This window comes from Kitasatospora sp. NPDC001660 (assembly GCF_053596725.1).
In genome coordinates this window covers 116,144-129,743 of record NZ_JBSFGU010000012.1, presented here as the reverse complement: position 1 = coordinate 129,743, position 13,600 = coordinate 116,144, and the positions used below count along the sequence as shown (strand labels likewise).

General features: G+C 72.6%; 15 protein-coding genes. 10 read left to right on the top strand and 5 right to left on the bottom strand.

Going from position 1 to position 13,600, the window contains the following annotated elements; genetic code table 11:
* Window positions 1–216 precede the first annotated feature (216 nt).
* From ACWCXH_RS16000 to ACWCXH_RS15990, 3 genes are all read left to right on the top strand, one after another.
* Window positions 217–1,701: a hypothetical protein gene (locus ACWCXH_RS16000; protein ID WP_449802034.1), complete on the top strand. Its 1,485-nt coding sequence runs from the start codon at window positions 217–219 to the stop codon at window positions 1,699–1,701.
* 47 nt (window positions 1,702–1,748) lie between these two features.
* Complete coding sequence (locus tag ACWCXH_RS15995; protein ID WP_449802033.1) at window positions 1,749–1,901, top strand: hypothetical protein; 153 nt, start codon at window positions 1,749–1,751, stop codon at window positions 1,899–1,901.
* A 294-nt stretch (window positions 1,902–2,195) separates the two neighbouring features.
* Window positions 2,196–2,840, top strand: a complete 645-nt coding sequence (locus tag ACWCXH_RS15990) for a dihydrofolate reductase family protein (RefSeq protein ID WP_449802032.1) — start codon at window positions 2,196–2,198, stop codon at window positions 2,838–2,840.
* A 122-nt stretch (window positions 2,841–2,962) separates the two neighbouring features.
* Here the strand turns inward: ACWCXH_RS15990 and ACWCXH_RS15985 are convergent, their stop codons facing one another.
* The gene (locus ACWCXH_RS15985) at window positions 2,963–3,451 is read right to left on the bottom strand and encodes a hypothetical protein (protein WP_449802031.1); all 489 of its coding nucleotides are present in this window, start codon (window positions 3,449–3,451) and stop codon (window positions 2,963–2,965) included.
* 198 nt (window positions 3,452–3,649) lie between these two features.
* Between ACWCXH_RS15985 and ACWCXH_RS15980 the strand changes: the two genes are divergently transcribed.
* Together ACWCXH_RS15980 and ACWCXH_RS15975 are read left to right on the top strand one after the other, a co-directional pair.
* A complete protein-coding gene (locus ACWCXH_RS15980) occupies window positions 3,650–4,201 on the top strand; it encodes an NUDIX hydrolase (RefSeq protein WP_449802030.1) in 552 nt (183 codons plus the stop codon).
* A 148-nt stretch (window positions 4,202–4,349) separates the two neighbouring features.
* Window positions 4,350–5,042, top strand: a complete 693-nt coding sequence (locus ACWCXH_RS15975; RefSeq protein ID WP_449802029.1) for an HAD family hydrolase — start codon at window positions 4,350–4,352, stop codon at window positions 5,040–5,042.
* 96 nt (window positions 5,043–5,138) lie between these two features.
* Here the strand turns inward: ACWCXH_RS15975 and ACWCXH_RS15970 are convergent, their stop codons facing one another.
* The 3 genes from ACWCXH_RS15970 to ACWCXH_RS15960 all read right to left on the bottom strand — a co-directional run bounded on the left by ACWCXH_RS15970 (window position 5,139) and on the right by ACWCXH_RS15960 (window position 7,313).
* Complete coding sequence (locus ACWCXH_RS15970; RefSeq protein WP_449802028.1) at window positions 5,139–5,822, bottom strand: hypothetical protein; 684 nt, start codon at window positions 5,820–5,822, stop codon at window positions 5,139–5,141.
* 94 nt (window positions 5,823–5,916) lie between these two features.
* The gene (locus ACWCXH_RS15965; RefSeq protein ID WP_449802027.1) at window positions 5,917–6,771 is read right to left on the bottom strand and encodes a hypothetical protein; all 855 of its coding nucleotides are present in this window, start codon (window positions 6,769–6,771) and stop codon (window positions 5,917–5,919) included.
* A complete protein-coding gene (locus tag ACWCXH_RS15960; RefSeq protein ID WP_449802026.1) occupies window positions 6,768–7,313 on the bottom strand; it encodes an RNA polymerase sigma factor in 546 nt (181 codons plus the stop codon). Before ACWCXH_RS15960 ends, ACWCXH_RS15965 begins: the two co-directional genes overlap by 4 nt.
* Window positions 7,314–7,399: 86 nt before the next feature.
* Here ACWCXH_RS15960 and ACWCXH_RS15955 point away from each other — a divergent pair, with 86 nt between their 5' ends.
* Window positions 7,400–8,311 (top strand): serine/threonine-protein kinase, encoded by a 912-nt coding sequence (locus ACWCXH_RS15955; RefSeq protein ID WP_449802025.1) that lies wholly within the window; start codon window positions 7,400–7,402, stop codon window positions 8,309–8,311.
* Window positions 8,312–8,491: 180 nt separating this feature from the next.
* Complete coding sequence (locus ACWCXH_RS15950) at window positions 8,492–9,376, top strand: LLM class flavin-dependent oxidoreductase (RefSeq protein WP_449802024.1); 885 nt, start codon at window positions 8,492–8,494, stop codon at window positions 9,374–9,376.
* A gap of 100 nt (window positions 9,377–9,476) precedes the next feature.
* Here ACWCXH_RS15950 and ACWCXH_RS15945 read toward each other — a convergent pair whose 3' ends face one another.
* A complete protein-coding gene (locus ACWCXH_RS15945; protein WP_449802023.1) occupies window positions 9,477–9,908 on the bottom strand; it encodes a PPOX class F420-dependent oxidoreductase in 432 nt (143 codons plus the stop codon).
* Window positions 9,909–10,198: 290 nt separating this feature from the next.
* Here ACWCXH_RS15945 and ACWCXH_RS15940 point away from each other — a divergent pair, with 290 nt between their 5' ends.
* The 3 genes from ACWCXH_RS15940 to ACWCXH_RS15930 all read left to right on the top strand — a co-directional run bounded on the left by ACWCXH_RS15940 (window position 10,199) and on the right by ACWCXH_RS15930 (window position 13,558).
* Window positions 10,199–11,023 carry an ATP-binding cassette domain-containing protein gene (locus ACWCXH_RS15940; RefSeq protein ID WP_449802022.1) on the top strand — a complete coding sequence of 275 codons (825 nt, stop codon included), beginning with the start codon at window positions 10,199–10,201 and terminating at the stop codon, window positions 11,021–11,023.
* Between the two features lie 119 nt (window positions 11,024–11,142).
* Window positions 11,143–12,585: a glyceraldehyde-3-phosphate dehydrogenase gene (locus ACWCXH_RS15935; protein WP_449802021.1), complete on the top strand. Its 1,443-nt coding sequence runs from the start codon at window positions 11,143–11,145 to the stop codon at window positions 12,583–12,585.
* A 169-nt stretch (window positions 12,586–12,754) separates the two neighbouring features.
* A complete protein-coding gene (locus tag ACWCXH_RS15930; RefSeq protein ID WP_449802020.1) occupies window positions 12,755–13,558 on the top strand; it encodes a hypothetical protein in 804 nt (267 codons plus the stop codon).
* Window positions 13,559–13,600 lie beyond the last annotated feature (42 nt).

Sequence of the window (13,600 nt, the reverse complement as noted above, 5' to 3'; positions counted from 1 at the left end):
CTAGTGTACGTTCTCGCCCAGGCAAAACTACTGGTTCTAGTTTTATGGGGGCCGGGCTGGATGCCTGCCGGCCCTGTGCGGCGCCGAATCCGGCTTCCGAGTGAGCTTCTGACGCTCCGGCCGACGGCGAATGCGGCCACTGCCGGCCCGGCCACCCCTGAGCTGCCGGCAGTCGCCTGCGTTCCTGCCCGCCTTACGTCAAAGGTGACCCTCTGCATGTCCATGCGCACCGTTGCGCTGTCCGCGCTCGCCGCGTCCGTGGTGCTCTCGCTCAGCGCCTGCGACCCGACGGCGCCGACCGTCCCGTCCGCCCCGTCCGCCGATTCCGCTGCAGCTGCTGAGGCCGCGCCCATTCCGGCCGGCCCTGCCCCCGCCGGCGCCTCGAAGGTGACCCTGGTGACCCCGGCCGCCGACCACCCGTCGGCCGGGCCCACTTCCCTGGGCACTCCCAAGGCCGCCCCGGCCGTCGTGGGCACGCCCGCGGCGACCGTGGCCAGCCCGTCCCCGTCGGGGCAGCCCGTCGCGGCCGGTGGTCCCGACCTCAAGCTGGACTCCTACGACAAGCAGACCGGCAAGGTGGTCCTCGCCGCCGCCGACACCGCCAAGGGCAGCCCGAGCCCGTCGGCCTCCGCCGCGGCCACCGCCGCGGTCAAGCCCGGCCAGCTGATCGACAGCCCGCCGACACCGGCCGCGCCACAGGGCGCCCTGCTCGCGATCACCGACGTCAAGCCGGCCGCGGCCGGGAAGGTCGAGGTGAGCACCCGCCCGGCCACCATCTCCGAGCTGCTCGGCCAGGCCTGGGCCAAGGTCAAGACCGCCCTGGACCCGCACAACATCAAGGTCACCCCGCAGCTCAAGGACCTCAAGGCCTCCTACGTGCCGCGGCCCGACGGCGGCAACGGCGCCGCCTCGGCCGTGCTGAAGCTGGACGCCAACGACAGCGTCCCGCTGCCCGGCGGCGGCAAGGCCACGCTCTCCGGCTCGCTCGAACTCGACCCGAGCATCGACTTCAGCTACCAGGGCACCCACGGCATCCTCGGTGCCGACCAGGCCAAGGTCGGCTTCGACCTCGGCGCGCACGCCAACTGGCACGTCACCGCCGGACTCACCGGCTCCACCGGCCCGGTCAAGATACCGATCGCCAAGCTCACCGCCACCCCCACGATCATGGTCGCCCAGGTGCCCGTCGTGATCACCCTCAACCTCACCGTCTACGCCGAGATCTCCGCCGACGGCACCGTCACGGTCGACACCGCGCAGAACATCGACGGCGACTGGGCCATCCACGCCGACTACACCAAGGCCACCGGCTGGACGAGTGCCACCGAGCCGGTCAAGACCACCGTCTCCCCGGTGAAGGCCACCTTCAACGGCAACGCCAACGTCCGCACCGGCCTGGTCGCCGACGGCTCGGTCGCCCTCTACGACACCGCCGGGGTCAAGGCCACCGTCGAGCCGTACCTGCGGGCGGCCGTGGACGGCTCGGTCACGATCGACTCCAGCGCCGGCAAGCCGGTCGTCACCGGCAAGGCCGGCCTCTACGGCGGGCTGGACGTGAACGGGGCCGTCATGGCGCGCATCGCCATCCTCGGCACCCCGCTGCTGGAGAAGGACCTGCCGTTCAAGCTCTACCAGAACGAATGGCCCATCGTGGCCGGCTCCTACAGCAACGCGACTGCGAGTGCCGCACCGAAGAACTGACCCGCGACCATCGGGCGAAAGGGCTCGGCCCCCGGCATGAGGCAGCCGTGGCGGCCGTGATCACCGGCGGACCCGCCACCCTCGCAGTCGCGGCCCCGGCACACCCGGCCTCCGCCGCCGTCGCGGCCAACCGCGACGCGGCCGCTGAGGAGCAGTGGCCGGCCGACCTCGACGACGGCCACGCCGGGCGGATGTCCTGAACCCGTTCAGGGCCTCGCCCTCTCGCCCGCCCGGGCCCCGGCCGGCTACGCCGGGCCCCGGGCGGGCTGTCGCATGGCGCGGTCCGTGGAGAGGCGAAGATGCCGACGTGCTGGTCGCTCCTGCGACGAGGCGGCGCGGTGGTGGGGCGTGGGGGTGGCGTGGCTCCTGGCTGACGGTTGACGGGCGACGGCGCCACGAGCCGTGGGCGACCGGGATCCGGCGCCCCCGGGGCTACGCTCGGCAGCGGTGATTGCGGTGAGCCACCGCAACGGCTGACGGCAGGAGGCCACGTCGTGTCCCGCGTGCGAGTCCACAACTTCTCGATCTCCCTCGACGGCTACGGCACCGGGGAGGGGCAGAGCCTCGACCAGCCGTTCGGCCATGCCGGCGGACGGCTCCACGAGTGGTTCTTCCGGACCCGGACGTTCCGTGAGATGCACGGGGAGGAAGGCGGCGGCGCGGGAGTCGACGACGCCGTGGCCCGCACGTGGAGCGAGGGCATCGGGGCGGAGATCATGGGGCGCCGCAAGTTCGGGCCCCAGCAGGGGCCCTGGGAGGACCACGACTGGACCGGCTGGTGGGGTCCCAACCCGCCGTTCCACACGCCGGTGTTCGTCCTCACCCACCACCCGCGTCCGTCCGTCGAGATGGACGGCGGCACCACGTTCCACTTCGTCGACGGCACTCCGCACGAGGTGCTCCGGCGGGCGCGGGAGGCGGCGGGCGGCCTGGACGTGCGGGTCGGCGGCGGGCCGAGCACCGTCCGGGCGTTCCTCTCGGCGGACCTGGTCGACCACCTGCACGTCGCGGTCGTCCCGGTCGTCCTCGGGCGTGGTGAGCGGCTGTGGGACGGGCTGGAGGGACTGGAGGAGCGGTTCCGGGTGGAGTCCGTGTCGACGCCGAGCGGCGTCACGCACGTGACGTTCACGCGGCCGTAGGCGCGGGCGTGGCCGTGACCGGGCCGAGTGCGCTGTGCAACTCGGCCCGGCGGCCCGCGATTTGTCGACGTGGTGCCGGGCTGATTCGTGCGGTGTGCGGCCGACCGCGAGCCGGGGGCGGCCTACGCGGGGGAGCGCACGAGCCTGCCGAGGAGCCGCTGGGCCGGCGCCGGCCCGGGCAGTCGCAGGCTCGCGCGCAGGGCGGACCGGGTGCCGCCGGCCTCGGGGGCGGCGGCCGTCCCGCCGAGCAGGACCCTGCTCTGCATCAGGCACCAGCCGGGCGAGAGCACGATGTCGAACCGCTCCCGGTGTCCGACCGAGCTGGTCGCCAGGCCGGTGAGCCGCGGCCCGCCGTCCGCGGCCGGGCCGACCTCGAAGGAGCGCAGTGCGGTGACCATCCGTGGCAGTTCGCGCTCCAGGTCGCTCGCCACCGACCAGACCTCGTCGAAGGACGCGGCGCAGTGGCGCTCGGCGAACATCGGGGCGTCCCCCGCGGCGGCGGCCATGACCCGCACCCGCCGTACCGGATCCAGTTCGACCGTCGGCCAGTTGGCGGGCGGGTGCTCAAGGGCCGCGGCGTCCTCTTCGATGGGGCCAGCCTCCCGTTCCATGGGCCAGCCTCCCACCCCGCGATCGGTGCGATCAAGGAGTGGGGGCGGGCCCCGCCCTGTGGTCCTGACCGGCCGGGACTTAATTCGGCCGGGGGAGCGCCCGCGACCGGTACGGTGGGGAAAGAGGTGGCCAACGGGCTTGCGGGGCAAGGCCTGTGGCCTTGGGCGCGACGGTGTGGAAGTGCGGAGGGTGTCGACGTGGTGAGTGGGACGGGGCCTGCGGAACTGCTCGGGGAGTACCGGGCGCAGGGGGCCGCCGAGGTCGCGGACGTCGAGCGGGTGCGAGGGCTGCCGGGGACCGCGGACGCGTGGGACCGGGGGACGCCGCTGCACTTCACGGCTTCCGCGTTGATCGTGCACCCGGAGAGCAAGCGCGTGCTGCTGCGGTGGCACGTGCGGCAGCAGGCGTGGTTGCAGGTGGGTGGGCACGGGGACCCAGGGGAGACGTCGCCGCTGGCGGTCGCGCTGCGCGAGGGACGGGAGGAGACCGGGCTGACGGACCTCGTACCGTGGCCGGACGCGGCGCTCGTGCACGTCGCCGTCGTGCCGGTGCCCGCCTCGACCCGCGAGCCGGCGCACGAGCACGCGGACCTGCGCTTCCTGCTGGCCACGGCGACGCCCGATGCCGTGCGGCCGGAGAACCCGGAGTCGCCGCTGGAGTGGCTCTCGGTGGCGGACGCCCGGGAGCGGACCACGGAGGAGAACCTCCGGGAGACGATCGACCGGGCGGGGCGGCTGCTGGGGGTCTGACGGCGGCGGTAGATCGAGCGGCGGTACATGCGGCGGTACACAGCGGTGGTACATGCGGCGGCGGTGAACACGGCGGCGGTAAATCGAGTGGCGGGTCGTGGAAGAACGGGTAGCGTCGGGCCTCCGGGCACACACACGAGGTGGATCTGTGGAACAGACGCTCAAGGGCCAGACGCTCGTCTTCGACGCCGACGACACGCTGTGGGAGAACAACGTCCTCTTCGAGCGCGTCATCGACGGCTTCCTCGACTGGGTGGTCACCCCCGACGGCCGGGACGGGACCAGGGCCCTGCTCGACGGGATCGAGGCGCGGAACGCGGCCTCGCTCGGGTACGGCGCCGAGGTGTTCCGACTGAGCCTGCGCGAGTGCCTCCAGGAGGTCCACGGCCGCGTCCCGACGGCCGGGGACGACGCCCGGATCGTGGAGCTGCTCAGGCCGTTGACGGACCGCCGGGTCGAGCTGATCGAGGGCGTCGCCGAGACGCTCGCCGCCCTCGCCCGGCACCACGACCTGCTGCTCCTCACCAAGGGCGCCGTGGAGGAGCAGCAGTGGAAGGTGGACGCGTCCGGCGTCGCACACCACTTCCGGAGCGTCCACATCGTCCCCGAGAAGAACGAGGACACCTACCGGCGGCTCACCGCCGAGCTCGGCCTGGACGCCGACCGGACGTGGATGATCGGCAACTCGCCCAAGTCCGACATCCTGCCCGCGCTCCTGGCCGGGCTGAAGACCGTCTACATCCCGCACGAGCACACCTGGGTGCTGGAGCACGCGGAGCTCCGGCCCGAGGACGCGACGCTGCAACTGGGTGGTTTCGCGGAGCTGTTGCGGCACTTCTGACGTTCGGTGGACGTGTGGGGCGGGGCGTGGAAGCGCAGAACACACTGCGGACGGGGCCCCGCTCCACCCGGCGGCGCGGGCGGAGCGGGCTGCCGTTCAGGAGGAGAGGCGGTTCAGTGCTGCGGTGGTGATGCCTTCGACGTAGGTCGGGGCGTCGGTGGGCTGGCCGGTGAGCTCGACGATGGCGACCCTGGTGCCGCTGCGCAGGACCGCGGTCCCGCCGCTGATGGCGCCGTCGCCGTTGTAGGCCGGGTACCAGCGGGCGGTGCCGCCGGTGACGGTCAGGGTGTGGGCCGCACCGTAGTGCCAGTGGCCGGCGGGCTCGTCCTGGCAGTCCTGAACGAGCGCGACGAGCTGCTTCTCCCAGATGTCGGCCGCGGTCCCGGTGGGGGCGCTCGCGGCCGACTCGATCAGCATGCCGTGGGTGTCGAAGGTCCAGTTCACGGACGCGTACGCGGTGGCCTTGTCCTTGGTCAGGTCGCGCATCGTCTCCTCGCCGGAGCACGCGGACAGCCCCTGGCGTCCGGTCAGCGCGACGGTCGCGCCGACCGGGTTCATGCCCTTCTGGAAGTCCTCGCTCTGGACGAGGTCGGCGGAGCCGAGTCCGGGCGCGGCGACCGCGGCCGCAGCCGGGCGCGCGGTGTTGTGCGCGGCCGCGTCGGCGGTGGCCGACTGGGTGCCGACGACGCTGACGGTGATCAGTGAGGCGGCGAAGCAGGCCGCGGCGGCGAGCCGGTTGCGGCGAACGGACTTCTGCTGGACGGTCTGGTTCTGGGTCATCTGGTCCCCCTGTTGGTCGGGACGCCTGCTGCGTCCTCGTACAACCGGGGAGATGCCGCCGGTGGAGGGAATGTTGGAGCCCTGACCGGCTGTTTCACAGCTGTGACAGAGCGGTCCTGGCGACGCGGTCCATCGCGGCCGTCCCCAGGCAGGCGTAGACCTCCAGCACTCCGTAGTGGTTGCCGCTGCGCAGCACGGCGATGCCGCCGCAGGGCTCCTTGCCCTCGGGCGCACTGCCGGTGGTGTTGAGCGATCCCTGGTAGACGCCCATCCAGCTCGCGGTGACGTCCGGGGCGAGCTGCAGCGTCGTGGTCCTTCCGTAGACCCAGTGCCCTGGCGGTTCCTCCTGGCAGGCCTCCTCCTCCAGCAGCAGGCGTTCGGTGAAGTTCCGCGCCAGGAAAGGACTCGAGACCTCGGCAGCGACCTCGCGGGCGACCTGGTCGACGCGGTCGGTGGCCGGCGTGGGGTCGCCTGATTCGGTGCGGGGGCTGGTCGTCAGTTCGCGGAAGTGGGCACCGGGCCCGCCCAGGGTCTCCTTGAGGGTCTTCTCTCCGGCGCAGGCCGCGTTGGCGTAACCCCCGTCGCCGTACCGGTCGGTGACGTGGATCTGCCCGATGCCGACGTCCGGGCTGAACCCCGCGGGTCCCAGAAGGTTCGCGGTCGTCACCGGCCCGGTCGCACCGGTCGGCGAGCCGGAGCCGGAGCCGGAGGCCGAGGACGCGGGCGTCGGGACGGACCCGCCAGGCGTCGCGGGAGCGGACGCGCTCTGGGACGCCCCGTCGACCGCGGCACCCGACCGCGCTGCCGGGTGTGCGGTAGCGCCGGGGGGTGGTGGCAGGACGAACCGGCCGGTCGCCAGCCCGAGCGCGGCGGCTGCCACCAGGGCGGCGACGGCGGACCGGAGCCGGACGACGGTGTGGCCGCCGCCCGCCGCGGGACCGCGGTTCACAGGCCGGTGACCAGGCGCTCGCGCATGAAGCGGCGGGCCTGGTGGATACGGTCCTTGACCGTGCCCAGCGGGGTGTCCAGCTGCTCGGCCACCTGGACGTAGGTCAGGTCGCCCAGGTCGCGCAGCACGAAGGACTCCACCAGGGCGGGGTGCTGCTGCTCCAGCGCGGCCAGCGCCTCCATCAGGTCGAGCCGGGTCCCGGCGATGACGCTGGTGGTGCGCGGGTCGACGGACTCGGGGAGGTCGGCGTGGCTCTCCTCCGCACGCCGGCGCATCGAGCGGTAGGTGGACCGGGCGGCGTTCGAGGCGATCACCGTCACCCAGCCCAGGAAGGAGCCGCGGCCGCCGTACCCGCCCAGGTGCGTGCTGATGGACAGCAGCGCGTCCTGCGCGGCCTCCTCCGCGTCGGCGTGGTGGGGCAGGAAGCGCGAGCAGCGGCGCAGCACCATCGGCCGCAGCTTGGCCAGCAGGTACTCGATCGACCCCGGGTCCCCCGCCTGAGCGGCCGTCACGAGCCGTTCCAGCTCGCCTTCCTCGAACATCCGGATCCCCCCGTTTCGTCCCGCCCGCATCCCACCCGTCGAACGGGAGTTCCGCACACGCCCTGACTCCGGCAGAATGCTGCCACATGCGCAAGCTCGGCCGTTACCTCCTCCTGGAGCGGCTCGGAGCCGGCTCCTTCGCGACGGTCTGGAAGGCCTACGATCCGGAGCTCGACACCGAGGTCGCGGTGAAGGTGCTGGCCGAGAACTGGGCCGCCAACGCCGATGTGCGCGAGCGGTTCCTGGCGGAGGCGAGGCTGCTGCGCCGGATCGCCAGCCCGCGGGTGGTCCGGGTGCACGACGTCGGGGTGCAGGAGGACCGGCCCTACTTCGTCATGGACCACGTACGCGGCGGCACCCTGGCGGACCGGGTCGGGCAGTGCGACCCGCAGGAGGCGCTGCGGCTGGCCGCGGAGGCGGGCTACGCCGTCCAGGTCCTGCACGAGGCAGGCGTGGTGCACCGCGACGTCAAGCCGTCCAACCTGCTGCTCGCCACCGACCCTGCGCCCGCCGCGGTGCTGGTGGCGGATCTGGGCAGCGCGAAGCAACTGGCCGACGCATCCGGGCTGACGGTGACCACGGGCACGCCCGCGTACATGGCACCGGAACAGGCCTTCCAGACCGGCGGGTTCGACGGGAGGGCCGACGTGTACGCGCTGGCCGTCGTGGCCTACGAGTTGCTGACCGGGCAGAAGCCGTTCGGCCCGGGCGGACGCGCCACAGCCCTGATGACCGACCAGCCGACCGCCTCGACGCTGCCGATGCTCGCAGCCGGAGCGGAGCTCCCACCGAACGTCGCCCTGCTGCTACGGTCCGCGATGTCCGTCGAGCCGGCGGACCGACCGCCGACCGCCCAGGCCTTCGCAGACGCGCTGCTGGCTCCGGCCCCGCAGTCCCAGCCCCGGGAAGGTCCCGGGTGGCTGACCCCGCGCGCGGTCTGTCTGGCGTCGGGCACGGTGTTCACGGCGACGACCCTGCTGAGCTGGCTGCAGCGTTGAATCCGACAGGGAGCCGGTCCGCACCGGCGGTCGTGTCCTAGAGAGGAATCCGGCCGCAAACGCGTGAAGGAGCCCGTCCTCTTCGTCACCGGACGGGCGGACCGAAGCGCGCTTCAACGGGCAAGGAGGTCGTCAAGTCGGAGGGCGCTGGCCGCTGACGGCTACCGTAGGGTCGGTGGTATGCGTCTGAGCACGGTGATCCTCCCCATCCACCGGTGGGGCGACGGGCAGAAGATCTGGCGGCGGGCCGAGGAGCTCGGATTCCACGCCGCGTACACCTATGACCACCTGTCCTGGCAGTCGTTCCGCGACGAGACCTGGTTCGGCGCGGTGCCCACCCTGACGGCGGCGGCCACGGCGACCGGACGCATCCGGCTCGGGCCCCTCGTCACCTCCCCGAACTTCCGCCACCCGGTCACCCTGGCCAAGGAGTTGCTGACGCTCGACGACGTGTCGGGCGGACGGCTGACGGTCGGCATCGGCGCCGGCGGGACGGGCTTCGACGCGCAGGTGCTCGGACGGGACGAGTGGTCGCCCAAGGAACGGGCCGACCGCTTCGGCGAGTTCGTGCCGCTGCTGGACGCGTTGCTGCGCCGGGACACGACGACGGCGGACGGCCGCCACTACGCGGCGGTCGGGGCCCGCAACGTCCCCGGCTGCGTCCAGCGCCCGCGCGTGCCGTTCTGCGTGGCCGCGACCGGCCCGCGCGGGCTGCGGGTGGCAGCGCGGTACGGCCAGGGCTGGGTCACCTGCGGTGACCCGGCGGACCCGGACGTCCCGGCGGAGCGGGCTCCGGCCGTCGTCGCCGGGCAGTTGGCGAAGCTGTCCGCCGCGTGCGAGGCCGAAGGGCGCGACCCGGACTCGCTCGACAGGCTGCTCCTCCAGGGCTTCACCGGGGAACGGCCGCTCGCCTCGCTCGACGCCTTCGTCCAATGGGCGGGCATCTACCGGGAGTTGGGCATCACCGAGCTGGTCGTGCACTGGCCGGTCCCGGACTCGTGCTTCGCCACCGACCACGCCGTGTTCGAGCGGATCGCCACCGAAGGTCTGGCGCAACTGGGTTGAGCGCACCGGGCGAACGGTGGAAGCCACCTGGGGCGGCCGGGGGGCTTGCGCTGACGGGAGGCCCGGAGCCGTCCGCTCCGGGCCCTTCCTCCGTTCGTCCTCAGCCGAGCTTCTCGCCGTACACGTGGTCCACCGTCATGGTGACGAGAACGCGCCGGTCGGCCACCATCGCCGCCCGGTACTCCTCCCAGTCCGGGTGCTCCCCGGCAGCCGTCCGGTAGTACGTGACCAGCGCCTCGACCTCGGGCCCGTACGGATCCGCCCCCGGCCCGGTGAGCGTCACCGTCCCCTCCGCCGTGGCCCACGAGCTCCCGCCCGGCCCGGTGACCTCCAGCGCCGCCCGCGGGTCCCGCCGCAGGTTCGCCGCCTTGGCCCGCCCGTCGGTCGTCGAGATCAGGATCACTCCCGCCTCCCGGTCGAAGTACGGCAGCACGGGCGACAGCTGCGGCCGCCCGTCGCCCTTGATCGTCGCGAGCACCCCGAGCCTGCTCGCCTCCAACAATGCGTACGGGTCGAACCCGGTGTCGGTCATGACCCCATCGTCTCCTTCACACCGATGTGAAGGTCAACCCCGGCGGGGCGTGTCGGGCGCCTGATCGGGCTGACCGTGATGAGCGACCGTGATGGGCGAGCGCGATGAGCGAGCGCGATGAGCCGACTGTGACGAGCCGACTGTGAAGGACGGCAGGTTTCTCGGTCAGGGGTGTACCTGGACGCACCCTGACTATGCAGAAAGGCACATTCCTTGCTCCGGGCAGGCGCCATAGCGTCGATCGCAGGGTCACCGGGAGCGCGGTGGCGGAGTGCGAGAGGACGGGAGTCGTGCACGTGGGGGTGGGGTGTGGGCCGGCGCTGCGGCTGTCGGGACTGCGGAAGCGGTTCGGGCGGACGACGGCCGTGGCCGGGGTGGAGCTGAGCGTGCCGCGCGGGTCGTGCTACGGGCTGGTCGGGCCGCGCGGGGCCGGCAAGACGACCGTGCTGGCGATGGCGGCGGGGCTGGTGCCTCCGGATGAGGGCACGGCCGAGGTCTTCGGGGCGGACGTGCGGGCGGACCCGGAGCGAGCACGGTCGGCGGTCGGGCTGGTGCCGGACCTGGTGGCCCTGCCGGAGCGGCCGGCCGGGCGCGAACTGCTGTACTGGCTGGGCCGGTTGTGCGGCGAGGACGGGCCGGCGGCCGAGGCCCGGGCCCGGGGGCTGCTCGACCTGCTCGAACTCGGCGGCGCGGAGCGGGCGTCGGCGGCCGCCGACGAGCCCGGGCTGCGCAAGCGGATGGGGCTGGCCATCGCGCTGCTGTACGCGCCCCGACTGCTGTTGCTGGACGAGCCGTTCGACGCGGTGGACCAGCGGTCGGCGGCGGTCATGGGTGCCGTCCTGGCGCGGTTCGTGGCGAGCGGCGGCTCGGTGCTCTTCTCCAGCGCGGTCACGGCGCCGGTCGAGCGGCTCTGCGACCACGTGGCGGTGATGATCGGCGGGAGCGTGGTGGCGAGCGGGCCCATGACGGACGTGGGCGGTGGTGGCCACGGCTTCGCCCACACGGTGGCGGAGTTGTCCGGAGAAGGGTGGGGTTCGCCGCGGGTACCGCCAGCTGAGCCGCAGCAGCGGTCATGGCTCCGCCCGGATACATCGAACGCCTCCCCATTCAATTGAACGTGTTCAAGATTCGCTCGGCCCGGCCCTGTCGTCAACGCTGCCCGGGGGAGGTCGTCGGACCGGAAATCCGCGAAGCTACCATGTGGGCAACCACCCTCAGCTCGAAAGATGGACTTGTGACTGTCAACGACGACGTGTTCACGGACTGGAAGAACCGCGAGGAGATCGCGGAGTCGATGATCCCGATCATCGGGCGGCTGCACCGGGAGAAGGACGTCACCGTCCTGCTCCACAGCCGTTCCCTGGTGAACAAGTCGGTGGTCAGCATCCTCAAGACGCACCGCTTCGCCCGCCAGATAGCCGGCGAGGAGCTCTCGGTCACCGAGACCATGCCGTTCCTGCAGGCGCTGACCACCCTGGACCTCGGCCCCTCCCAGATCGACCTCGGGATGCTCGCCACCACCTACCGGGCCGACGACCGCGGCCTGTCCGTGGAGGAGTTCACCGCCCGCGCCGTCGCCGGCGCCACCGGCGAGAACAAGCTCGAGCGCCGGTCCGCCCAGGACGTCGTGCTGTACGGGTTCGGCCGCATCGGCCGCCTCGTCGCCCGCCTGCTGATCGAGAAGGCCTCGGGCAACGGCCTGCGGCTGAAGGCCATCGTCGTGCGCAACAGCGGCGGCGACGACCTCGTGAAGCGCGCCTCGCTGCTGCGTCGCGACTCGATCCACGGCCAGTTCCAGGGCACGATCACCGTCGACGAGGCGAACAACAAGATCATCGCCAACGGCAACGAGATCACCGTGATCTACTCCGACGACCCGGCCAAGGTCGACTACACGGAGTACGGGATCAAGGACGCCATCCTGATCGACAACACCGGCCGCTGGCGCGACCGCGAGGGCCTGTCCAAGCACCTGCGCCCCGGCATCGCCAAGGTCGTGCTCACCGCGCCGGGCAAGGGCGACGTCCCGAACATCGTCCACGGCGTCAACCACGACATGATCAAGCCGGACGAGCAGATCCTCTCCTGCGCCTCCTGCACCACCAACGCGATCGTCCCGCCGCTGAAGGCGATGGAGGACGAGTACGGCGTCGTCCGCGGCCACGTGGAGACCGTCCACTCGTTCACCAACGACCAGAACCTGCTGGACAACTACCACAAGGCCGACCGTCGCGGCCGCTCGGCACCGCTGAACATGGTGATCACCGAGACCGGTGCCGCGTCGGCCGTCGCCAAGGCGCTGCCGGACCTCCAGGCGAAGATCACCGGCAGCTCGATCCGCGTGCCGGTGCCGGACGTCTCGATCGCGATCCTCAATCTGCAGCTGAAGCGCGAGACCAACCGCGAGGAGGTCCTGGACTACCTGCGCAACGTCTCGCTGACCTCGCCGCTGAAGCGCCAGATCGACTTCATCGACTCGCCCGACGCGGTGTCGAGCGACTTCATCGGCTCGCGCCACGCCTCGATCGTCGACGCGGGCGCCACCAAGGTCGAGGGCGACAACGCGATCCTCTACCTGTGGTACGACAACGAGTTCGGTTACTCGTGCCAGGTCGCCCGGGTCGTCCAGTACATCTCGGGCGTCGAGTACCCGACGTTCCCGGCCCCGGCGGTCTGAACCGCCCGGTCCATCCGGTCCGTCTGACGCCGTAGCGGCGGTGGGCGGTGGCCTCTCCGAGGGCACCGCCCACCGCCGTTTCGCTTCTCCCCGCGGGGAGGCCGCCCGGGGCTGGTCCGGGGGCGAACGGCTATCTTGATGGGTCACGGACACCGGGAGGGAGCGGGCGATGGGGAAGGTCGGTCGGCGGGCTGCCGCCGTAGTGGCGGTCGGGGTGCTGGTGGGGGCGCTCGGCGGGTGCGCGTCGGACGGCTCGGAGGCTGCCAAGGAGGTTGCGGGCAGGGCGAGTTCGGCCGCGAGTGCGGCGACTGCGGCCGCGTCGGCCGCCGCGGGCGGCCCGTCCGACGCGGCCGCCGGAGCCTCGGCGCCCGCGCCCGGCGGCGCGACGCCGCCGGCCGGTGGCACCGGCGGGTCCGTGCCTCCGTCGTCCGCAGGTGGGGTCGGCACACCCGGGGCGGACTCGGACGCGGTGCTGCTGGACGACAAGGTGGTCCTCCAGGTGCTGCCGGACGGGAAGGCGATGGCCGGGTGGGAGGAGGAGAAGCGGCGCGTCGACACCGCCGACCACGCCACCACCTGCACCGCGGCGGCGCCCTGTACGGGCAAGCCGCTCAGCGGCTCGGTCCGCTTCTCCTCGGGCGACCTCGTGACGCGGTTCATGGTCGACACGTTGCCGACCAGGGACGCGGCGAAGGGCCGCCTCAAGGAGACGTACGCCTCGTACCGGAGCGGGCCGTTCAAGGCCGTGGACGCCTCGGTGCTGGGCAGTGAAAGCCAGGTGTTCCAGGGGCAGTTGGCGGACAGCGAGGGTGTCGGCATCGTGCTGCGCTCGGGCACGGTGGTGGCGAGCGTGACGACCGAGGGCGGGCCGGTGGACGTCGCGGCGACGCGACGGTTCGCGGCGATGCTGGTCAAGCGGATCGAGCAGGCGCAGGCGGGGAAGGCGCCGGACGCGGGGCTCGGCCTGGTCTGACGATCCGATCTGACCGCCGGGTGAGCGGGCGGACAACAGGCA